General features: G+C 52.5%; 22 protein-coding genes and 2 pseudogenes. 8 read left to right on the top strand and 16 right to left on the bottom strand.

Features of this window, described 5'->3' with window-relative positions:
• Window positions 1-21 precede the first annotated feature (21 nt).
• From G6M89_RS20555 to G6M89_RS20545, 3 genes and pseudogenes are all read right to left on the bottom strand, one after another.
• Complete coding sequence (locus G6M89_RS20555; RefSeq protein ID WP_206335651.1) at window positions 22-378, bottom strand: recombinase family protein; 357 nt, start codon at window positions 376-378, stop codon at window positions 22-24.
• A gap of 794 nt (window positions 379-1,172) precedes the next feature.
• Window positions 1,173-1,808 carry a hypothetical protein gene (locus tag G6M89_RS20550; RefSeq protein ID WP_165163770.1) on the bottom strand — a complete coding sequence of 212 codons (636 nt, stop codon included), beginning with the start codon at window positions 1,806-1,808 and terminating at the stop codon, window positions 1,173-1,175.
• 151 nt (window positions 1,809-1,959) lie between these two features.
• Window positions 1,960-2,498, bottom strand: a pseudogene (locus tag G6M89_RS20545) (IS5/IS1182 family transposase); the annotation flags it as partial.
• 522 nt (window positions 2,499-3,020) lie between these two features.
• Here G6M89_RS20545 and G6M89_RS20540 point away from each other — a divergent pair.
• Window positions 3,021-3,929 (top strand): hypothetical protein, encoded by a 909-nt coding sequence (locus G6M89_RS20540; protein WP_165163769.1) that lies wholly within the window; start codon window positions 3,021-3,023, stop codon window positions 3,927-3,929.
• A 159-nt stretch (window positions 3,930-4,088) separates the two neighbouring features.
• On the opposite strand, the gene G6M89_RS20535 is transcribed toward G6M89_RS20540, so the two are convergent.
• From G6M89_RS20535 to G6M89_RS20525, 3 genes are all read right to left on the bottom strand, one after another.
• Complete coding sequence (locus G6M89_RS20535; protein ID WP_165163768.1) at window positions 4,089-4,298, bottom strand: HalOD1 output domain-containing protein; 210 nt, start codon at window positions 4,296-4,298, stop codon at window positions 4,089-4,091.
• Window positions 4,291-5,226, bottom strand: coding sequence for an ArdC-like ssDNA-binding domain-containing protein (locus G6M89_RS20530; protein ID WP_165163767.1), 936 nt, complete (start codon window positions 5,224-5,226; stop codon window positions 4,291-4,293). The genes G6M89_RS20535 and G6M89_RS20530 overlap by 8 nt, the downstream gene beginning before the upstream one ends.
• Before the next feature lie 249 nt (window positions 5,227-5,475).
• Window positions 5,476-6,768 (bottom strand): amidohydrolase, encoded by a 1,293-nt coding sequence (locus G6M89_RS20525; protein WP_165163766.1) that lies wholly within the window; start codon window positions 6,766-6,768, stop codon window positions 5,476-5,478.
• A gap of 544 nt (window positions 6,769-7,312) precedes the next feature.
• Here G6M89_RS20525 and G6M89_RS20520 point away from each other — a divergent pair.
• Window positions 7,313-7,567 (top strand): hypothetical protein, encoded by a 255-nt coding sequence (locus tag G6M89_RS20520; protein WP_165163765.1) that lies wholly within the window; start codon window positions 7,313-7,315, stop codon window positions 7,565-7,567.
• A gap of 310 nt (window positions 7,568-7,877) precedes the next feature.
• On the opposite strand, the gene G6M89_RS20515 is transcribed toward G6M89_RS20520, so the two are convergent.
• Window positions 7,878-8,291 (bottom strand): MarR family winged helix-turn-helix transcriptional regulator, encoded by a 414-nt coding sequence (locus G6M89_RS20515; protein WP_165163764.1) that lies wholly within the window; start codon window positions 8,289-8,291, stop codon window positions 7,878-7,880.
• A 129-nt stretch (window positions 8,292-8,420) separates the two neighbouring features.
• On the opposite strand from G6M89_RS20515, the gene G6M89_RS20510 reads away from it, so the two are divergent.
• Entirely contained in the window at window positions 8,421-8,969 is a 549-nt protein-coding gene (locus tag G6M89_RS20510) for a hypothetical protein (RefSeq protein WP_165163763.1), read from the top strand.
• Window positions 8,970-9,456: 487 nt separating this feature from the next.
• On the opposite strand, the gene G6M89_RS20505 is transcribed toward G6M89_RS20510, so the two are convergent.
• Both G6M89_RS20505 and G6M89_RS20500 read right to left on the bottom strand, forming a co-directional pair.
• Complete coding sequence (locus G6M89_RS20505) at window positions 9,457-10,677, bottom strand: hypothetical protein (protein ID WP_241175480.1); 1,221 nt, start codon at window positions 10,675-10,677, stop codon at window positions 9,457-9,459.
• A 524-nt stretch (window positions 10,678-11,201) separates the two neighbouring features.
• Window positions 11,202-12,053 (bottom strand): DNA-binding protein, encoded by an 852-nt coding sequence (locus tag G6M89_RS20500; protein WP_165163761.1) that lies wholly within the window; start codon window positions 12,051-12,053, stop codon window positions 11,202-11,204.
• Window positions 12,054-12,290: 237 nt separating this feature from the next.
• Here G6M89_RS20500 and G6M89_RS20495 point away from each other — a divergent pair, with 237 nt between their 5' ends.
• The gene (locus G6M89_RS20495) at window positions 12,291-12,464 is read left to right on the top strand and encodes a hypothetical protein (RefSeq protein ID WP_165163760.1); all 174 of its coding nucleotides are present in this window, start codon (window positions 12,291-12,293) and stop codon (window positions 12,462-12,464) included.
• 312 nt (window positions 12,465-12,776) lie between these two features.
• On the opposite strand, the gene G6M89_RS20490 is transcribed toward G6M89_RS20495, so the two are convergent.
• The 4 genes and pseudogenes from G6M89_RS20490 to G6M89_RS20475 form a co-directional block, all read right to left on the bottom strand.
• Window positions 12,777-13,277 carry a hypothetical protein gene (locus tag G6M89_RS20490; protein WP_165163759.1) on the bottom strand — a complete coding sequence of 167 codons (501 nt, stop codon included), beginning with the start codon at window positions 13,275-13,277 and terminating at the stop codon, window positions 12,777-12,779.
• On the bottom strand, window positions 13,274-13,876 hold the full coding sequence (locus G6M89_RS20485) for a winged helix-turn-helix domain-containing protein (RefSeq protein ID WP_165163758.1): 603 nt from the start codon (window positions 13,874-13,876) through the stop codon (window positions 13,274-13,276). Before G6M89_RS20485 ends, G6M89_RS20490 begins: the two co-directional genes overlap by 4 nt.
• A 51-nt stretch (window positions 13,877-13,927) precedes the next feature.
• Window positions 13,928-14,263, bottom strand: a pseudogene (locus G6M89_RS22480) (hypothetical protein).
• A gap of 330 nt (window positions 14,264-14,593) precedes the next feature.
• Window positions 14,594-14,794, bottom strand: coding sequence for a hypothetical protein (locus G6M89_RS20475; RefSeq protein ID WP_165163757.1), 201 nt, complete (start codon window positions 14,792-14,794; stop codon window positions 14,594-14,596).
• Between the two features lie 288 nt (window positions 14,795-15,082).
• Between G6M89_RS20475 and G6M89_RS20470 the strand changes: the two genes are divergently transcribed.
• The 3 genes from G6M89_RS20470 (at window position 15,083) to G6M89_RS20460 (ending at window position 16,819) form a co-directional block, all read left to right on the top strand.
• Window positions 15,083-15,307 (top strand): DUF3006 domain-containing protein, encoded by a 225-nt coding sequence (locus tag G6M89_RS20470; RefSeq protein ID WP_343162666.1) that lies wholly within the window; start codon window positions 15,083-15,085, stop codon window positions 15,305-15,307.
• A 272-nt stretch (window positions 15,308-15,579) separates the two neighbouring features.
• Window positions 15,580-15,918 (top strand): hypothetical protein, encoded by a 339-nt coding sequence (locus tag G6M89_RS20465; protein WP_241175478.1) that lies wholly within the window; start codon window positions 15,580-15,582, stop codon window positions 15,916-15,918.
• A 109-nt stretch (window positions 15,919-16,027) separates the two neighbouring features.
• Window positions 16,028-16,819 (top strand): IS5 family transposase, encoded by a 792-nt coding sequence (locus G6M89_RS20460; RefSeq protein WP_165163787.1) that lies wholly within the window; start codon window positions 16,028-16,030, stop codon window positions 16,817-16,819.
• Window positions 16,820-16,989: 170 nt separating this feature from the next.
• Here the strand turns inward: G6M89_RS20460 and G6M89_RS20455 are convergent, their stop codons facing one another.
• Window positions 16,990-17,301, bottom strand: a complete 312-nt coding sequence (locus G6M89_RS20455) for a hypothetical protein (RefSeq protein WP_241175477.1) — start codon at window positions 17,299-17,301, stop codon at window positions 16,990-16,992.
• A gap of 234 nt (window positions 17,302-17,535) precedes the next feature.
• Between G6M89_RS20455 and G6M89_RS20450 the strand changes: the two genes are divergently transcribed.
• Complete coding sequence (locus G6M89_RS20450) at window positions 17,536-19,185, top strand: MBL fold metallo-hydrolase (RefSeq protein ID WP_165163754.1); 1,650 nt, start codon at window positions 17,536-17,538, stop codon at window positions 19,183-19,185.
• A 54-nt stretch (window positions 19,186-19,239) separates the two neighbouring features.
• Here the strand turns inward: G6M89_RS20450 and G6M89_RS20445 are convergent, their stop codons facing one another.
• Both G6M89_RS20445 and G6M89_RS20440 read right to left on the bottom strand, forming a co-directional pair.
• Window positions 19,240-19,398, bottom strand: coding sequence for a hypothetical protein (locus tag G6M89_RS20445; protein ID WP_165163753.1), 159 nt, complete (start codon window positions 19,396-19,398; stop codon window positions 19,240-19,242).
• 417 nt (window positions 19,399-19,815) lie between these two features.
• Complete coding sequence (locus tag G6M89_RS20440) at window positions 19,816-20,172, bottom strand: hypothetical protein (RefSeq protein WP_165163752.1); 357 nt, start codon at window positions 20,170-20,172, stop codon at window positions 19,816-19,818.
• Window positions 20,173-20,246 lie beyond the last annotated feature (74 nt).

Genomic DNA, 20,246 nt, shown 5'->3' with positions numbered 1-20,246 from the left:
TGGAAGCCAGACGACGTGCAGTCACTTCTCGAGTACACCGACCGATGCGTCGATGACGCCCTCAAGGAGGGCGGGGTCACCAGCGCGCGAGGGGCGCTCCGTGACCGCACTTTGGTGTCGGTCCTCGCGTTCGCTGGTGTGCGTGGCGCGGAGATCTTCCGTGACTACGACGACGACCGCCTCGACGTCGCTGTTCTCGACGGCGTCCATCATCTCCCGGTAGCCGCTGCGGGACGTGTCGGTCCCGGTGCTCTTGTCGCGGTACGTCTCGATCTCTCCGAGCTCCCCGTCGAACTCATCACGAGCGTAGTCACTCGTCGATTGGAGCTGGCGGTCGAGGTTCTGATCTGCCGTGGAAAACCCGGCAGTAACAGGCAATCGTAGGCATTCACTCGTGCATGGGAGAGGGACATATAAAGAAAGGCCAAATCGTTCAGTCTGCACGGTTACGTCGTAATCGTACAAAGTAATTTATAGAAAGACATCATATGTTAATGCGACCCACAGGATCATGCTCCTTGGAATTGAGCCACAGGTTCACCGAAAGGTGATTCGCTATTTCTCAGCCTGGGCAGGGAGAGGCTTCCCGGTTGAGCCAATTCCGTCAAATTTCCGGGGAGAAAAGGGGCTGACGGGTTCAAATTCAAAATACGCCCTAAGTAGGCGACAATGTCGTAGTTAAGTAGCTAAGACATTGCCACCGAATCGCTTGCAGCACGGCGAGCAGGGCGTATTCGACTTGTCAAGCAATGATCCCAGTGACGACACCTGAGCTGAACGCTCGGGCCGTAAATTCACAGGACCCCAGACGGTGCCATCCGAGCCGGAAGACAGCACAGATAACAAGAGCCCGAAAGCGGGCCAAACAACACTTGAGCGCTATACCGGCAACCTCAGTAAGGGTGGTCGAAGAAGGCGCTCCGAGAGTGATGAGTCTGTCCAGCAACTCTACTGGTTTTTGTGTGTTCTCGTTATCCTATGGATGGTGCACTCGATCGACGAGTGGATTGATGAAAGAGGACTACGGCCTGTCGTTGACGAACTCAAAAAGCACATCTGGTTTTTGAACCTCCTAATAGCGGTGTTGATGATTCTGTTAGCGCTCTAATCGGGTGTCAGTGGGTAGTCCAGGATCGAAAGAGTACAGGGTTTAACTCTATAAAGTAGTATACTCAGATCGAATTTTCGGAAGGACTAGCCAGTCGTTTTTTGCGGTATACTTCTTTGACCTTCTTGCAAGCAGCCCATCCGTCAACTACATGTTGATCACACAGAGCGTTGAACTGTTTTGTTCCAAGAATTCGCTCGTCCATTGATTGGGCATCCTGATCACCGATGTATGCGATTGCTCCCAGTGCAAGGGCGGTTATTCCACCGTACTGGTTGAATTGCCTGCCGTTGAGATTGATAACGATTCCGACTACTCGGTCCCGTTGTGCGCTAGAAAGGCCGAGGGCGTTTCCGAGAGATTTGGATAGAAGTACCTTGTCTCGGTGTGTTCTACGTGCAGAATCGTCGTTGTCCCACTTGTGGTGATATTTCCATAAGCGGTCATATTTTTCTTGATCACCGAACCACGCATCCTGGGCGTTGAAGGTAGTATTCGCGGAATTAAACGGTATAACCCGCCCCGTTGGGCCTTCATCTTTTTTGACATCAAGAGTGCTTAGTTGTCCATCACCTGGCTCTCCAACTACAGGCTGGCCGTCTGCTGTGAATCCGATCGGGTCACCTGCTCCACCTTTGTAATCCGTAGAATCAGTAGGCTGGTCGGTTCTTTCTCGCTTAGTCTGGTAGCTCGATTTCATCGAGCGCTGCTTGACACCAGCATATAAACACTACTGTTCACGGTCCACTTAAAGGAAAACCACAGAATTGCATAGATCGCGTTTTGAACACAGTGGTCCAGAGGGGTAATAATGAGAACGGCGTTAACTGCCGTCGTGAATTGATGCTGAGTCACAGTTGGAGCGGTTTTATGTTGGAGATAGCGAACATGAGGACGATCTCACGGAACTGTCGATACCAGCCCAGCGCTCGCACGGCGTCGCCGAGCGAGCGCTTCGTTGTCGAGTAGGAAGTTTCGGCCATCCAGCGCTTAGAGTAACCTTTTGTCCGGATTAGCGCGTTGTGACCGACCGTAAGCGGTCTCGATCCACGCTGTAAGATGAGCGGATCGGCACCGAGGGCGTAGAACTCGTATTTCGTGATCCAGTTGTGGAAAGCTTTATCCGCCGCTACGGGTGTTTCCAGCGTGCCGAAATATGCACGTCAAGGACAGCAAGAGACTCTCTGTCGGTTAATGTCGTGACTTTTAACGTCTGGACGTTACTTCCAGAGCGTTGGCGGTAATACGACGAAGGCGACCGTCGATCAAAGAACGTGCTGTCGAGTGCTGCGTGCCCAGACTGCGGGCGTTGCTGCGCGTTTCAGCGCAGCAACACCCGCCACACCCACATTTTCAGCCGGGCGAACGATTTGTAGATCGTCGAGTACTCTTAGAGGACCTCGAGTGGGAATCTATCGACGAGTAGGAACATTCCACTGTGTGATTCCGACTTGTCTCGCGTACCGTTTCGTCAGCCGAAGGTGATTTTCTTTGAAATATGTTTCACACCATTTTGGAGCTTGGTTTATGGGTACGTCTGGAAAGCCCCAAGCGCGCTGATCTTCTCCATCGGGTTCGACGAGATCCATATGGAGCCCCTCTTTAGTGATGTTATGCCCGTCTTCGCTGTTCGGGTTGTGGTCGAACCGTGCTACCTCTTGCCAGTCTTCCATAAGCGCAGTGTTCTCTGAAACGTTGTACTCGAGCTTAACAACAAACCGGATCACCTGGCCCCGGTCGGTCGCAAAAACCGTTCGAATTCGCGTATAGGGTGGCGCGATTTCGTTGATGTATCGCGTCTCGTCACGGGGGTCATGTCGAACTACGACAGTGTTTGACTGGACTGAATAAAAACCCCTGCAATACGGACTGAAAGTGGCCGCCTGACTGAATACTTTCCAATGTAGTTGGTGTGGCAACTCTTGAAGCCTATCCCGGGCAAAGGATACGGACCGGATTACTCCTTTCGCTGGCGTTTGATATCGATCCAGAAAAATCGCTAATAAGAAATACCAGTAATCAATATCTTTTCTCGCTTTATATGGAAAACGAAAAAGATAAGCGCGAAAATACGGATTCTGAAGGTGACTCTAAAGTCGCAGATCTCTCTCTAAGAGAATATGTTAGCGATAACTCCAATCTCTTTGTCGTAATGGGCGTTTTTGCTGCTCTTTCCGTATACGTATCAAGCATACCCTCAGAAGGTGTCAATGACGACCTAGTCCAGTTGGGGCTTGTTGCTTCATTACTTATTACGGGGTTACTATCTTTTACAATTATATCGGCTGTTCGAAAACAAGTCCCGGTTGACTTTGAGACTGTTCCTTCCTTGCTACACCCTATAAATTACCCGACTCTTCTTTTCCTAACCCTCTTCTTAACCCTTTTATTTTCAATATTGCAAATCGTGTCGCAAGATACAGAAGTATTAGCAATCATTGCCGTTTTGACTTTCTTCTCTTGCACCTTTGGATTAATTGTATCTATTGGCAACATGTCTTCTAATCAACTAGCCCCATACATTCGACATTCGGGACTTCGTTCAACAGTCTCTGCTTTAGTGACATTCGGCATTTCACATCATTTGATGGTGCGAACAAACGACTATTTAGTAGATGAGTATAACTTATACCACTTCCAGTTTGACAATAGTGTTACTTTTGCAGAATCGGTCCCACTCATTGTGTACACCTCCTTTTCTTTCTTGACTGAAATCACCCCAATCATAGCTATCATGATGGGCTTTATATCAGTACTATTCGCAATTGATGTTGCGGGAGTAAAGTATGCTCGACTGAAAGACCTCCTCAGAGACCACTAATACTCCAGAGTTGGGGTAGTTGCTCAACAACTATTGTTACTACACGTCCCACTAATTTGAACGCTAAAATCTGCAAGATGGTGTCGAATACCCAGTTTTATCAGTTAATGCAATGTCCGCTCTACAACCCAAATTCGAATCTTCGGGTCGGATTCTTACCTAACTGACAGTCACGCTTGATTCCGTAACCAACACACGAAATCCACCAACACTGAATCGAATCTCGAGTTCAGTATCCTGACTCGCTGAATCCACGAGTTGCTCGAGTGCCTCGACATCGATCCATCTCCCCAACAGATACTCATCACGCTCGAGTCCCTGTTCCTCGAGTGCCTCGAGAATCTCAAACAACAACCGTCGATCAGTCATCGCTCATCTCCTCCTCAACAGCGTCGATGATCTCTTGTGCAGTCGAGCTAATGCGCTCGAGTCGATCAAGAATCGTCTCCGGTTCATCTCCCTCCCAGGCAGCGAGGTAGAACGCTGACCCACTCGTATCCAGTCCAAAGTAGCGTCCAACGATGTAGCCGACAGCTTCGGCCTCGAGTTCACGCTTCGAGCGCTCGTCCTCGATATCGACCTCACTGTGCAACAGTGCGTGAGCGTACTCGTGAACGAGTGTTACAGCGAGATCTGCCTTGTTTTCACGATCTCGGACTTTCACGAGTGGTGGCCTCCCAAGGCGGTACTGACAGACGCCCTTGGCACTGCCGTGAGACCAGTTTCGAGGAGACACGACCGTCACCTCTACATCGAGCAACTCAGCCGCTTCAAGGAGCGCTGGAGCTAACTCCTCGCCTGCTCCGTACGCTTCGGTCTCGAGATCCGGCAATGGTTCGCCGTCAGTCTGGGAAATATCGAACACAGGTGCTGGCCGGAACCCAACGAGACCCTTGTCCCACTCCCCTGGGTCTGTCTCATCGTATTCACAGCCGATTTGTTCGTGGTAAGATGGGGCGTTCTCGCATTCAGGGCACTGTCTCGCGATGATCGGTGCCCAGATCCAGAGCGCGTTCTCACCTTCTTTCACGTGTCGGTCGAACTCGTCTTGCCACGTTCGGTAGCCGGCGACGCGACTCGCTTTCGGACACTGGAGTTTGATCAGGAGTGTATTCCGGTAGGAGTAGTCATGGAACCGACTCTGGACGTCGAGCCAGTCTTTGAACTGGTCACTCGAGGCGGCGTCGTCGACCTCCTCTACGAGATCGTGGACCCACGTCTCGATCGTACTATGCATCTCATCACGGCGAGTCTTTGAATCGTCGAACGACTCTTGGGACGGTGTGCTTGCAGCCATATGTGAATTCGTGCCTCTCGAGACTGACTCGAGATGGCCGTCACCCGTGTCGGCCACAAAAACCGCCATGCAAGCTGAGCGGTGCTTCAGACCTCTATTTCTGAGTTTAGCGCTCCATCAATAGGCGGATAGCATCGAATCTTGACAGAATTCTCGTGCAAAATGTCGAGGATGTAGTCAACACGACGATTCAGTTTGTTCCACTCTGGAAACGGTGCTCATCTATTCACTACAGATGCGTACTGAACATTAGCTTGAAACGCGAGAGACTACTGAACTGGCAGTCTGTTGTGCTTGTTTTACAATCGATTTCTCTTTGAGAGTTAGCACTTCACGGTCACGCATGAGGATTCGTCCATCACAGATCGTATGCTTCACATCGCTTCCAGCTGCCGAGTAAGCTAGATGGCTTACCAAATCATTTCGAGGCGTCAAGTGTGGCTTCGCAAGATCAATGACGGCTAAATCAGCTGGCTCTCCTTCTTCAATCACTCCTGAATGAAAGCCCAGTGCTGAAGCACTTCCCTGAGTCATCATTTGAACTACCGTCTCTGCGGGAACAGCACTCGCGTCATTAGCAGCAATTTTACCGAGCATTGCAGCATCACGACCCTCATCTAATAATGACAGGTCATTGTTTGCAGCTGCACCATCTGTTCCAAGACCGACCGTCACTCCTGCATCCATCATACGCTGGATTGGAGCCATACCACTGGCCAACTTCATATTAGATGCCGGACAATGGATCACACTTGTTCCCGCCTCAGCTAAGAGGTTGATCTCTTGCTCATCAACATGAACTCCATGGGCGACGAAATCTTGTGGTTCCAACATCCCGTGATCTGTGGCATAATCGAGTGGGCGAATACCATGATCATTTACTATTGGTGTGACTTCGTTCAGAGTCTCATTAGCATGATAGTGAATTGGAATACCTGCTTCACGGACCCGAGGGACGAACTCCTTAAGGTATTCACCCCCCACAGTGACTAAAGAATGTGGCATAAACGCAGTTGAGATTCTCCCTTCTGCCGCACCATCATACTCTTGTGCGAACTCAAGGCTTTTCTCGACATCTGCTAATGCTTTATCAGCGTCCTTCCCAGTCGTTACAATTCCGTGACCCAGTAGAGCTCGCAGTCCAGCTTGATTGACCGCATCAACAATTTCGGGCACATGGAAGTACATGTCCGCAAATCCAGTTGTTCCAGACTTGATCATTTCTAACAAGCCGAGTTTTGCTCCAGTATGAACATCGTCTGCGGTCATTGTGCTTTCAGCTGGCCAAATATCCTCTTCAAGCCAGCGGTCCAGTGACTTATCATCTGCATACCCTCGAAGCAATACCATTGGAACATGAGAATGTCCGTTAACAAAACCAGGAGTCACAAGCGAGTTTGAGGCCTGGAGAGTGTTCTCTGCTGTAAGATCAGAGCCAATCTTCTCAATTAAACCGCTATCTTGATCAATCAGTACATCTGCCTGAGAGACCGTCATATCGGGACGCAGAACATGTCCTCCCGCAATTAGAAGTGATGACATTAGGAATAATGCATATCCGAGTCACATCACAGTTTTGCTTTTTGTGTGCTCAAAGAAGCCCCTGTACTGGCCGATCACTACCTTTTGTAAATCGAGTCAGATGGTGTGCGACATTCGCGATGTATGTCTTGCAAGAGACCAATTGAAATAAATTCAATTTGGCATTTTGAATGTGGGGAATGTACTACGGCGTTCAAAGTTGAATCTACACTGAGGACGGACGAATCGTTTCATGTTCAAAGACGTGATATCGTCCATTCTCGAGTTAACTACACACACTTCATCAGTAGATATATGTTACAACAGCACAACAAGTAGAATGGAAGTCGGTCTCCCAGGGGGTACGAAATGCCCCGGGTGCTCAGACACCCGAGACGGGCTTCCAAATCCCTACCCGGGGATTTGCAAGCATGATTCCGTTCATTCTACCGGGATATAAACATCCCGCACGACGGTTGTACCGACTAGCACCAGCAATGCCATCGCTCTCTGCACCGACTGTCCCAACAGAAGACAGCGGTTGTGTTCGGTGATCGCGATGGATGTGAGCGACGAACTCGCGGCTAACGAGACAGATACCGGTCCCACAACTGCAGACAGCGACGGGAATGATGGTCCTGATTCAGAAGTAACTGAACGCTCGAGCGGCACTTCCACAGGCGACTCGAGCAGAACCTCACAGACCAACTGCCCACGCTGTGGCTCGCCAGTGACCATGGAAGTCGTGACTGGACCGACTGAAGCACGAGTCAGCCCATGTGGCTGTCGCGTCGCACCTGGATTCCTCGAGCGTCAGTAAGCAGCAATCTCGGTCACTATATCCGATAAATTCTTTCTTGACTGACTAAGTGGGCTGGCTCTTTATCAAAAAGTTTAAAAACGAAACATGGTCCCTTCCACGACCTTATCAGACCGATTCAATCAAGCGAGCGCGCTTCCGGAACTCGCTTGCCCAGTAGCGGTAACCACACTTCCAAATTGATTGGAATACTGCATATAACGGATTACCGACCTGGCCCCAGAGACGGTCCTCGAGAGCGAATAAGGCGATTCAGTCTTTTGTCCCAGAATGGACCTCCATCTCCTCTATGAACGAAAAGTGTGACTAGCTACGTTTCGTCGGGACGTGGTACGTTCTCGTATTTGACCATTTTCTCTGGTTTGTCGGAGATAGTCTCGTAGATCTGCTGGAGGGTCTCCTCGGCAGCGAGCAGGTTGTGCTCCTCAAGGAAGTCTCGTCCCTCTTCGGTAAGGCCGTAGAACTTCCAGGGATACCCTTGCCGGCGCTGGTCGTCTTCTAGCGCGACTTCGTTGACAATACCAGCATCGATGAGTTTCTGGGTGTGTTTATAGACAGTCGCATCGCTCACGCTGGGGTTGAGTTCCTCGAGTTCGTACATCGAGGGGAGTTGCTTGGGGTGCTGGAGGATGTTGTTGATGAGTGCAAACCGCGTCTGCTGGGTCACAAAGTGGATTAGTTCTCGAGGTTTGGCCCCTTTTGCAGCCCCAAGGTCAGTGCTCATATGGAAGGGGACGCGTTCTGAGTGTAAGTAGTTTACCCCCAGGTAAATTACTCGCAGATAAACAAGGATATGACTAACCCAGTAAATTACTTCCTAAAACATATCTCATCCTATTGAGAAGGGGCGTACATGTCCGACGAAGAGTCGCCTGTCCCTGAAGAGGTTCTTATAAATGCGAAGGATCAACTCGATAAGGATGAAATCTCCCTGGCTAACAACGAGGAAATTCTCCATGCTTTGAGCGAGTTGACACCGGTCTACGAGAACGACCGATCGTACTTTGTGCTCGGAAACTATGATCGAGAGCCAATTCGTCGACTGAACTTGGTAGTTGACCGTCTCAACCGCCGTCAAGATGCGTATGCCTTCCGAATGGTCGACATTCGTGGGGAGTGGGACAACAGCATCCAGAAATTCTGTCTAATTGCTGATATCGTGACCTACCTCGTCGGCATCGCTGAGAAAGAACCAAGTGATTTTCTCGTCGAACAGGGACTTCTTGTCGGTACGACTGAGTATTACTCGAAGAGTCACGTCCTCAAGCGGGAGTATGAGGATGAAACCCACCCATTTGGTTGGATGCAAGACGGTGTCTTCGAATTGTTCGACACAAACAGTCGGCTGTATCGCTGGCAAACCGAGGATGATCTTATCGATGTGACTGAAGATCTCCCGTGACACTACTAGTTACACACTGATCACATAGCTGTCGTGGGATTAGGTGTGTATTGACTTGCAGTGACTGCTATACTGTTCAGGACTCGGCCTCGAGTCCCGAAAACACCTAAGGAAACAAATTAGATTTGGAATTTTGAACGTGGGGAATGTACTACGGCGTTCACGGTTGAAACTACACTGAGAACGGACGAGTCGTTTTAGGATTAAAGACGTGATATCGCCCATTCTCGAGTTAACTACACGCGTTTCATCAAAGACTTGGGCTGATTCTTCAACCAAACAAGTCAGAAACCCGAACACAGTACATTTCGCGATCCTTTCAAAGGATTCAATCCAACAAGCGTTCGTCCGATAGCGGCAATCGTACTTCAAAATCGATTGGTATACTCAATATAACGCATTACACCACATGTAATCATTGACTGTGCCGCATTCGAGGACATTTTAGCAACCACACTCGAGAAATTTCGAAACCAATTCCTGCCTTCTAAAAGAGTGTTTCACGTAACTCATCTCCAGAACAAAGAACAGCATTGTCGATACGTTTGTTGACGCCATCAATTGACTCATCATGCGTAGCCACGATCTCGAGATAGGTCCGTATCACATCAGCATAGAGTTCGCGGGCATAAACGAGGAACGTTGATGCCAACAATTCATCGTCACCAACCGTAATACGCTCACCTTCACTTGGTTCATCGGGTAATGGCTTGTCTTCGTGGACTACGACATTGCGATACTCATACACCGTTCGGAAGAATTGTCCAATACGGTCGGGTGTCCACCCCTGAGAGTTCTGCTCTCCAAGAAGAACTGCAGCTCGGACGCCGAGCCGATACTTGTTGCCTCCTGGGGATCCACCTTTCAGTAGCGTTGTTTCGTAGCCAACAGCACAGTCGACCACTTGATCCTCGAGAGTATCTCGACTAAACATTCGCTCGAACCGAGTGAGTGGATTCTGGAACTTGTCGTCTTGGGGTGTCAACTGGTCTTTGTACTTCTGCCAAAACTGCGCTATCGCGGCTCCACGATCTGCCGTGAGATGCGTTCCAACTGTCGAACGCGGACAATCAAAGTCAATCGAGAAGGTAACTGGTGTGGAGAAGCCACGATATGTCTCCCACCCTGGGACAACATGGTAGCCAGTCTCAAAACCCACAGTCCCTTCCGGGTACAGGAGTCGCAGACACCGACGGACACCTGTTGCAATGTATCTCACAACGGCTAGTAGTTGTTGCCACGATCGGACATCGATCGGGCTCGCATTGAACTCAAGATTATCCCATGGTGTAACGTGGTTGTTGTCGAACTCTCGAGTGATCTCAGCATAGGGACGACGACGCCGGAGGACGATCTCGACTGCAGCATTCGGTCGACTGGTATCAAGTGATTCAATCGGCTCAAAGACATCCGTATTGGGAGACTCATACGTTGCGATACCGGACTCTTCCAGTTCATCGAGCGATCGAATCCGAAGAGAGTCGACACCATAGGGTCCGAGGTAATCTGGTTCCCCCTGAATAGCGGTGTTGAGGTCGACCTTGACGTCTGGTTCGATAGTCGTATTTTTCAAGCAAAGCAGATACCGGGCGTATTCCCGGTCTGTGACTCGAGGTTCGAACTGTTCGGTGAACGCAGCATCAAACGCGGCCTCGTCAAAGCCTGTGGTGCCAGCATAGTTCAGTACGATGCCGACAAATTCGAACAATCCACGTTCTATCGACTCAATATATGCTGCGTTTGAGTGTCCACTGTCCGCTGGTGGCTCAGGAAGGTGGGTATAGATACGACGTGCAACGTGCTCAAACTCGCCGTTATAACAGCTCTCAAAAATACGTTGTTGGTCAAAATCACGACCCGAGACTGGGACAGCGATTTCTGTTGTACTCTCAAAAAGTCCACCTGAGCCAAGTTCGTGGAGTGTTTGCAGTGGCGGGTCAACAATGGCACCTCCATTTCGTTCAATAATATTCTGGACCCCGTCTTTGAGTAACGGCCGTAGCTCAGCAATCCAATCCGGAGGCATTCTGTTCAGCAAAACTCACGTCGATTACTTAGGTTACTCGCCACGCTCCCCTCGTGACGATACAACTACTATCCGACCGCCACTTCGAACTTCAAGTAGCGAAAGCCCGGCAGCACAACGGCGCCTTGGCGCCGTGAGCAGCCCGGACCGTGGAGGTGGTGGGAGGTGGCGGTGACTTTTCACCAGCAAAAAAGGGTCTTAACCGGCTATTCCCACCACTGACCGCGCTCTGGGAACTGGATCTCTGACCATCGAGTGAGCGCAATCGAACACCGACCATTGAACCAGTTCTTCGCCGCCGCCCTGAACCAAACTCGCTCACCCTCTCGAACCTTCGTCTGCCGACTTGCCTTCCAAATCGTGAACTTCGTCCGCCCCGTCTCATCCTCGAGCAGACCAACTTGTTGTTGACTCGAGCAGGCTGGCTCCCACAGTTCGATCACACGACCTTCGACGCTGACCTCGCCGCGATTGACCTCCTCGAGTTTCCCGATTGGAACGACCGTTCCTGCCTCGTGCAATAACTCCTCTTTCGTCTCCATCACGGCCTCAAACAGCGCCGATCCCTCGAGGATGCGACTCGCAATTCGCTTCGCGATGACTGCTCGACTGTACCCACCACAGACGTCGTCGGCCAACCGTTGTGCCTGCCGATTAACTTTCGCCAACTGCTCACACTCGAGTGTTTCACGGGGATCGATCTGCTGTTCCGACCGTCGCTGCTCACGACGCATCGTTTCAATTTCCTTCCGGGTTCGCCACGCCCGCCCCTTCTGCTGACCGAACTCGGCCTGGGCACTGATTCGCTCGAGTTCCTCCTCTCGAGCCCGAATGCGCTCTTCTTGAGCTAGGGTTGCACCGTAGATCCGTTCTTCACTCGTATCGGCGATCCCGTCAGGGTGGTTTGCATCGACCTTCGCCTGAATCTCCATCTCGACCGTCGCCCGGAACTCCGGGGTCTCGTCGACGACGTCTTTCTCGCTCTCTTGAGCCCCCGCCTGTTCGTATGCCTGTTCATCCACCGAAACGACCTTACTGGTTGAGTTTGTACTAGACATTGTAGTTACACCGAAGGCGCTCACTCGGCGTCTTCTTTCGACACCATGACCCTCCAGCCGTGGCTCTCGACATCGGCCGACTCATCTATCTGTGCGCTCTCGCTCGCGCCTTCGCTCGCGTCCCCTGGGGCGCGAGCGAGAGCGCCTCTGGACAGTACTCAACCAGCACCGCGCGTTCGACCCGCCCGAAGCGAGCGGCCAGCACACAAGCCGGTTTCGTGTCCGTCGAGCGAGCACTTGGCGACGCGAGACGCAACCGAAAGCGAGCTTGGTGCTGGCGTCGAAACCAGATGCCCGGCAGGAACCGCACCTACTGGAGCGGAAGCCCGCCCGGAATGGTCGGTCGCGAGCGAAGCGAGGCGCGACCAAAGGGAGCGCCTCGAGGCGAACGGCAAACGCAGTGAGCCGTGAGCACGCGGAGGGCGGAAGCGACGAGCGGGGCGTGCCGTAACAAAGAACCTGTTCAACCGGGTTCGACGCTCAGTGACACAGCCGAGATCCTGGTGGAATCAGAAAGGGCGAGGCTGTCTCGGTCGTCCCCCGACTCCGCAAGCACCGCAGGTACGAGGAGCGCAGCGTGGGTCGCGGGATGTCGAGCAACGGGAGAGCAAACTCTCCCGAGCTAACGGCCGAGGGCTTTCGAGACGGTAACGGCCATCGCTGGCGGGCTGATATCGAATTTTGCTCCGCAGTGACCGGTGTGCGGACCCAACGAGGAGTGGCTTACTCGAGAAGATCTTCGACGAAGCGGAAGCCGTTCACGTACGTGACCGAATCACCGTAGCCCTCACTGGCGAAGACATTTTCAGCCCCTTCTCCAGCGAGGGTATCCGTCGTGTAGATGTAAGCGTGGCCAGCGGTCTCGTCGACGAACGCTTGGGCGGCGACCCCGGCGAGCGCTGGATCTGCACGTTCGATCTCGTCGGCAGGGCGGTCATCAGCGTTCGCGATGTACCGCTGGACACCGTCCATCGTCCGTGACACGAGCGCGTTCGTATACTCCAACGGCTCCGCGACTCGTGCCCACCCTTCGTCGATTGCCGTGTCGACCGGCGGTGTCTCGACGTCGGGCGCGTTGACGGTCAGTTCGTCGTAGACACGTTCCGGGAGGACGAACGTCATGTCGTTCCGGCGTGCAAACGTTCGGACGACCTGATACCGACGGTTCGACGGTTTCCCCATCGCGACGAACAGACCGGTATCAGCTATATGGATGGCGTTCACGCGTCGTCGCCGGCGATGTCCCGGTCAGCATCCTCGATATCCGCGACCGACGCGCCTGCCTCCTCGATATCGAAGTGTTCGTGGACGATCGGTCGAAGTGCCTGCAGGATGATTTCGGCGGCGAGCGGCGAGATATCGAGATCACGAGCCATCAGCCGATGGGTGACCTCCCCCTGCTCCCGGTCGACAGTATAGGTGAGTGCCGTCGCGAGGCCCGCGATTCCGTGCCGATCGATGTATGTATCGATATCATCGTCGGTCGTGCGACGTCCGACGGCATCGATGAGCGCTGGCGTGATCGTGTATTCTCGAGTCCCATCGGAAACTGTGACGGTCAGGTCGATATCGCTCGCGACATACGTCCGTGGTTGCTCGTCAGTCGTCGCCTCGAGGACGCCAGCGTCAACCAGCCGGTTGACGTAGGTGTATGCTGTCCCCTGCGCGAGGCCAAGAGCGTCCATCATCTCTTGGACGGTCACTTCCTCCTCTTGATCGATATACGCATACAGCTGAGCGAGTTGCGGCTCCTCAAGCAGGTCCGCGACCGAGAGGAAGTCGCGGATGACGTCGCCGTTGGATCGGTTTGAGGTACGTGACATGACTTTGGTCTTGATTACAGTTTACAGTGAAACAGTAAAGAGTGTTTGGGGTCACTCCTCCGGCGACGCGACGAGATTCTCCTCGAGGTCGCGAGTCCAGTACGTGGCTGGTCCACCGGGACTACACTGCGCACACAGTTGCAGTGGTCCTCCCAAGTGACCGAGTTCCACTCGAAACCGCGTGAGTGCTGCGAGTGTGTCGACGATGAGTCTGCACTCGTCACAGGCGTGGTGGTTGTGCTCGTCGGGATCTGGCTGTGTCTGGATCTCACAATCGACGCAGATCGGGTGAGTGACCCGTTCGTCCGTCCCTCAAGTATGGGCTTCGCCCAGATCAGAGTTGGGGAGTGCATCGCAGAAGTCACATCCGGAGAGGATCTGCTGCATTTACGTTCCCTCCTCACAGGCGTCGCGAGCGGCCGTCCACCCGCGCTGGAAGACAGGTATGTTGGTAGCAGATGAAGTGGTAGAACAAGGTCTAGCTCCGCGAGTGTTAACCAACAAGTTGGGGATACCACTCGGAGCTGTTGGTTAAGATCAGTCTCTCTTCTTCAGAACTGCAGAAGATGCCCAACTCAAAGGTAGATACAAAGAGTCTACCTCCGACGAGCGGCTAGGTTGAGTACTTGGCTTACTCCCCGCTGTTGCGGTGCTCAGGATCGAGCCGAGCATACGCATCTGCGGTGGCACCCAGTTCAGTGAGCGAACTGCTCAGCGTCATCGGTTGAGTACCTCGACGTCGGGATTTGCACCGGCTGGCCCAGCGACCGTTTTCGCACGCTCAAGTTCGCGGAGTTCTCGCTGGGCCTGTCGTTCGAGGGTATCTTCCCGTCGACGGCGCTCAATTCTCTGTTCGTCGCCGATGTCGTCATCTTTGATCGTGAAGCGCTTGCCTCGATGATCAATCTGTTCGAGCATCAGTACGCATCCTCCTGAGACACATCTCGGGCGTCTGCCTGCAGATGCTCATAACGGACTTCACAGCTGTCCGAACAGAACCGGCCAGCATATCCCGCTTGACTGCGGGTAAGTCTCGTACAGGTCGGTAGTCGACACTCGTTGCGATTGGTTATCTAGCGATACCTCGCTTCAGTAACCGAGTCGTCTCAGCGTCTGGCGATGCTGGTGCTACGTTGTTTGTTCGCATGGGTTTCTGCGGTGGTTTCAGTCGAACCCCCGCTCCCCTCCCGGGGGCGACAAACAGCAGTGCTTTTACTCGAGGAGAACGGCGAGACCGTCGACCAGTTCGACGTCGACGTAACGAAGCTGCCACCAGAGCCTCAACACGAAGGGGCCGCTCTCGAGATTGCTGTTGAAGCAGGCGAGTTCTGTGAAGCCGAATATTGTCCTGATGAGACGCAATCTCGCAAAGAGTCTGCACAGGAACGGCTTGAACGTCTGTCGACGAAGTTGTCAGATCGGGATTGGTAGTCTCACCCGACTCTGTTGAAATCCTCAAGTCGTGATAAGTTTCGCGTGTCGTGCTGCATACAGAGGGTCAGTGCAGCATGACAGTTCGTTTGTGGAACTCGACTTCTGCTAAGTTATGCCGCTCAGCAACTGTCTGTCGCGAACGGAAATTCTTTGTTAGAACTCAGATCAATCATCAGAAAAGTATTGGTTAAAGAAAGAGAAGAACCTGTATGCAGAGACGTGCCCTCTTGGCGATGGTTGGCGGTTCTTTTCTCGGTATGGCTGGTTGTATGTCTCCTTACGACGAACCAGCAGAGCCGATGTTGGATGCAATTTCTGTTCGGAACCGCCACAGTGAGAGGCAAGAAATCGACGTAATCGTCGTTGAGAGCGAAGAAACTCGTTTTTCGGAGACGTATACTGTTGAGCCTGGATCGGAGATCAGCGAGAAATCCCCTGTCGATAGTTCCGGTCGCTATCTCGTCAGAGCCGTCACCACTGACGGTGAACAGGAAATCGACACGACAGAACATGCGGACGGTGATGAACTGTGTGTCATCGTTCGCTTCGAAATTGGCAGTTCTGGAGGATTCAATCCGCCATCGATCAATTCGTATCAAGATTGCTGACCTGAGAGACAGATTAGCCCCCTTCTCTTCGATTCATCACTCAGTTCTACCTCCACAGGCTCTGTTGAAATCCTTGAGAAGATACACGTTTGGCCAGTAGTGTGACCGAATTCAGACTCTCCCGAAGTCACGACTGCTCCGATTTGTCGAGGAAGCATTTCAGCTAGCACAACGTGCTGTAGCTCGATACTCTTCGAAATTCTCGAAACAACGCTACACGCTCCATCAGCACATCGTTCTCCTTTGTCTCAAAGTTCGGAAGAACACAACGTATCATACACTCCTCGACGAACTCATCGAAATGCCCCGCATTCGAAGTGCGATCAACCTCACCGAACTCCCTGCGCCGTCAACGCTATGCAAAGCGTTTGACCGGCTCGATATGGCCGTCTGGCGAGTGCTTCTCAACCTCTCTGTGTCACTGCTCCCAACTAACGGTGTTACGGGGATCGACGCCTCAGGGTTTGACCGCAGTCACGCCTCGAAACACTACACGAAACGGACGAAGCTGACGATTCAGCAACTGAAAGTCACGCTCTTAGTCGATACCAGAGCGAACGCTATCCTCGATATCCACATCACCCCATCACTCATCAACCGAAACGCATCTGAAATCGAAGTTCTGCTTGGAGACAAGGGATACGATGATCAGCAAATTCGGCGGATGGCCCGCGAGAACGGAGTTCGTCCGCTGATCAAACACCGTGAGTTTTCCTCACTGCAGAAAGCGTGGAACGCTCGGTTGGAGACTGAACTCTGCGGCCAACAGAGCCAGAGTGAAACGGTGAACTCTCGACTCAAGCGAAAATACGTTGCGTTCGTTCGTTCACGACGCTGGTGGAAGCAGTTTCGTGAACTCGCCCTTGCGTGTATCGTCCACAATCTTGACCGAGCCATCTAACGACCAGTACATAGTACACCTAACGTTCGGATGAACAGTAACACCCTGTGAATCCGTCTACATTTCAAGTGTCACTCACATTGGTCGTACAATTGATATTCACTATGGAGGGTTTCAGAACTTAGATAGAATTGCAAACGGATACACGTTTGATCGTCTGTGACACGGTCTTACGTATCAACAGTCACGGAGTGCTCATCAGCCTCAACCCGGACGGTATATGCTCCCGGCTCGACGGGATCTTCGAGCGCGATGGCGGATTCGCCCGGATCGGCTGCTTCAAGATGATATATCTCTTCGAACACGGTTCCCTCTTCGTCCTCAATTTGAACGATAAACTCGTGATTCTCTTCCCGTTGATCGTTTCGAACTTCTAAGCTAACAATCTCGGGGACAGAATCAGAGTCGTCCTCATCGAGACAGCCGGCACTAATTCCACAAACAGAACAGCAGCCAACTGCAACGAACTCCCGCCTTCTCATATGAACAGAGAGATGGCAATTGTGTATAACCCTTCATGTTCAGTTTGCGCGTGTAGTGTGCAGTAGATTCATGTGAATAAGTCTCTAAAGGAGAGGGTTTCAACAGAGCCCCTCCACACTAAACGCACTACTGAAGCACTGGTTGCCAGAAAGCGATTGACAGTCCCATATATCTAACCCATCCAACCTAAAAGCTGAACTTCCTGCAACTCTGAATAGAAGCTATCTCCACGTATGCGTGTCTCCTACCAACATGCGAACGTTCACAGCGGCAACGAGTCGACGCTCCTGCGTTTTACTGCCGAGGATGGAACGCGTGCGTGTGTTCTCGTCGATGCTGGCGACAATGTCGATGTCGAATCAATGCTCGCTGACGACGAGTATCTGAACGCCATTTTGCTTACTCACGCCCACATCGATCACTACCGAACGCTCGCGAGAAACGTTCACCACAGCGCCCCAATTTACACCCCACCAGCAACAGCATCGGTTCTCGAGCAGGCACTCCCCGAAGCCCAGAAGGACAACGACCTTGGCGATATCTCGGTAGCACTCGAGGCGCTCAATCCAATCAATGAGTGGATGTCGATCCTTCCCACGCTCGAGGTTCGACCTATCCCGGCCGGACACACGCCTGGTGCAGCTGGGTTCGTACTCAGATTTCGCGACGAGAACTCGAGTGACGACCCCTTTACTGGTGACCAACACCTCCTCATCACCGGTGATTTCACGACGCGACCGTGTGCCGGGCATCCCGGACTCGAGACATCCTACCCGTTCGATATCGACTGTGTATTGTTGAACGTCTCGAGCGACGACGAGTATACGACCGCCCTCAACGAGTCACTCGAGACGGTACTCGAGCGTGCGTTTGCTGGGTCGCAAGTCGTAGTCGCAACGAGTTCGCTCACGGGGGTCCACTACGCGACGATACTCGCCCAGGTCGTCGCGGAACTCGACCGTGAGTTGCCCATCACCCTCGTCGGGCAGGCTGCTAAACTGTACAATGCACTCGAGTACGACGACCCAGGCGTTACGACCCACGAAGTGTTCGAACGACCTAATGAGGTGCTTGAAGACGGAGGCGTGACGATCACCGGTCCAGAGGCGCCGACGACCGGGAGTTCCCGCCGACTGCTCGAGGCGATTGGCGCCGATCCAGGGGCACTGTTCATCCAACTCGCGACAGACAACAACGACGGCGTCCCGAACACCCAGTGTACAACACAGTCGGTTCGACTGTCCAACCATCCGTCACTCGAGACGATTGATGACGTCGTCCGTTCACTTGCTCCAATCGAAGTCGTGATCAAGCACGCGAGAGGTGGTACACTCAATCGGTTTCAACGTCGCTTCGATCGGTGTTTCACCTGGGGAACAAACGACCAGGATGTCCACCGACTCTACGAAGATGGACGCTGGAATGCCCCAGGGTGGATCGCGGAGGAAACTGCAACTCGGATTCGAAGACGCCAGTGGGAAGCGCTACAGGAACACGCTCTCGAGGCTGATACCACACTGGATGTCACCCGACGCGAACCGATCACTCTCGAGGCCGAAGGCGTTAACCTCGACGCCCTCAAGGCGACGTTTGCCCGGACTGCGGCAGACCCATATGTATCCACGAGTTCCGATGCCGTCACAGCTGGCGAACAAGAGTCGGTGACTGAGACTGATTCACTCGAAGAACAGTCGCTCGAGGCCGAACTCCTCGCTCGACTCGACGCTATCGATGCAAAACTCGAGCAGTCCGAGGAGACGGTCAAGGCTCGTGTACTGAGCGGCGGAGAGGGTGAGCAGTTCCTCCAATTGCTGGATCAAACAGAACTCGAGGCTGGAGAGGTTATCGAGCTATCGTTCAATCCGGATTCGCGAAGTGACTGACATCCTCGTTCATCAGTACTGCTGCGGTGAATATATTGGTCTCGAGAAAGAGCTTCATGTCCGTTCACGAAGGTCCCGGACCTCAACGACTGAATCAATATCAAGTTCGCTGGCTAGTCCCTGAAGTCGTTCACCAAGTGATGGCTTATCGTTGTCTTCGTCCTCGTCGTCGGTACGAGCAAATTCGTCTACGTCGTCAGCGTAGACTCCCATACTTGAGTAATAGCCTTCCATCGGTAAAACAGTTCGCCACAAGTCAGATCGTTTGACTGCTTTCCATGATCCATGACAATGAACCAGAGGATCAAGTTGCCTCTCAGTATTGAGGATACGATTCGTTGTAGGCATCGATGACCTCTCACTCCTTGTTATCACGAGAGAGCAAGTCGTGGAATGCCGAACAGTCGTGACTTCGCCGTGTAAATTACTTGTCTTGGGTGAACAGAATATGTTGCAATATACCGGAGTGATTTATATATCGATTCGCTACTATGCAACAATATGCTCACTGAAGACGTGTGGAACATATGCGCCTTAAAACCGTAGAGTCGAACCGCTCGGCCTGAAATCCCATGGTGGGATTCCCAGTTCGTTCACGAACGTTGTAGAGGGCGTCACTATCGGTCATACCTACTTATCGCGTGTCTTGTCCGTAGATTCCTTCGAAGATGGTTCGAGCCGGCGCTGTCGGCGGATTTCAGCACGAGCATCTTCAAGCGTCGCCAGACTATCAATTGTTGTGAGTTCATCGGTGATCTCGTCAATGAGGGCAGCTCGCTTGATGGCCACATCATCTCCCTCGGTCGTCTCGAGTGACTCAACTCGAATGTAGCGTTCTTCGTACCATCCACAGTTCCAACAATTCTGTGTAATCACGATTTGCTCATCTTCATCGGCCGCAAGAATAGCGCTGGCAACTGATGTCGAAAGCGGCCGGCCCGGTCCAGTCTCGAGCGTGACCGACCCACCACATGAAGGGCAGTCCATAACCGCATAAAAGGGCGCTCCTGTGTTGAAGACAAGGGTGCAATGAGACTACCTCACAAACAAGGACCGAGATA

Origin of the sequence: Natronolimnobius sp. AArcel1, assembly GCF_011043775.1 — an archaeon.
Classification (GTDB): domain Archaea; phylum Halobacteriota; class Halobacteria; order Halobacteriales; family Natrialbaceae; genus Natronolimnobius.
The sequence above is the reverse complement of the archived record's forward strand: the minus strand, read 5'-3'. Positions and strand labels throughout refer to the sequence as shown.

What these genes read in the sequence shown, in the direction of transcription:
- G6M89_RS20440 (WP_165163752.1), bottom strand. Translation starts at nt 20,172, where the DNA reads ATGGACTGCCCTTCATGTGGTGGGTCGGTCACGCTCGAGACTGGACCG.
- G6M89_RS20475 (WP_165163757.1), bottom strand. Translation starts at nt 14,794, where the DNA reads ATGCTCGAACAGATTGATCATCGAGGCAAGCGCTTCACGATCAAAGAT.
- G6M89_RS20500 (WP_165163761.1), bottom strand. Translation starts at nt 12,053, where the DNA reads ATGTCTAGTACAAACTCAACCAGTAAGGTCGTTTCGGTGGATGAACAG.
- G6M89_RS20525 (WP_165163766.1), bottom strand. Translation starts at nt 6,768, where the DNA reads ATGTCATCACTTCTAATTGCGGGAGGACATGTTCTGCGTCCCGATATG.
- G6M89_RS20510 (WP_165163763.1), top strand. Translation starts at nt 8,421, where the DNA reads ATGTCCGACGAAGAGTCGCCTGTCCCTGAAGAGGTTCTTATAAATGCG.
- G6M89_RS20450 (WP_165163754.1), top strand. Translation starts at nt 17,536, where the DNA reads ATGCGTGTCTCCTACCAACATGCGAACGTTCACAGCGGCAACGAGTCG.
- G6M89_RS20485 (WP_165163758.1), bottom strand. Translation starts at nt 13,876, where the DNA reads ATGTCACGTACCTCAAACCGATCCAACGGCGACGTCATCCGCGACTTC.
- G6M89_RS20535 (WP_165163768.1), bottom strand. Translation starts at nt 4,298, where the DNA reads ATGACTGATCGACGGTTGTTGTTTGAGATTCTCGAGGCACTCGAGGAA.
- G6M89_RS20515 (WP_165163764.1), bottom strand. Translation starts at nt 8,291, where the DNA reads ATGAGCACTGACCTTGGGGCTGCAAAAGGGGCCAAACCTCGAGAACTA.
- G6M89_RS20455 (WP_241175477.1), bottom strand. Translation starts at nt 17,301, where the DNA reads ATGAGAAGGCGGGAGTTCGTTGCAGTTGGCTGCTGTTCTGTTTGTGGA.
- G6M89_RS20530 (WP_165163767.1), bottom strand. Translation starts at nt 5,226, where the DNA reads ATGGCTGCAAGCACACCGTCCCAAGAGTCGTTCGACGATTCAAAGACT.
- G6M89_RS20465 (WP_241175478.1), top strand. Translation starts at nt 15,580, where the DNA reads ATGTCTCCTTACGACGAACCAGCAGAGCCGATGTTGGATGCAATTTCT.
- G6M89_RS20445 (WP_165163753.1), bottom strand. Translation starts at nt 19,398, where the DNA reads ATGGGAGTCTACGCTGACGACGTAGACGAATTTGCTCGTACCGACGAC.
- G6M89_RS20550 (WP_165163770.1), bottom strand. Translation starts at nt 1,808, where the DNA reads ATGAAATCGAGCTACCAGACTAAGCGAGAAAGAACCGACCAGCCTACT.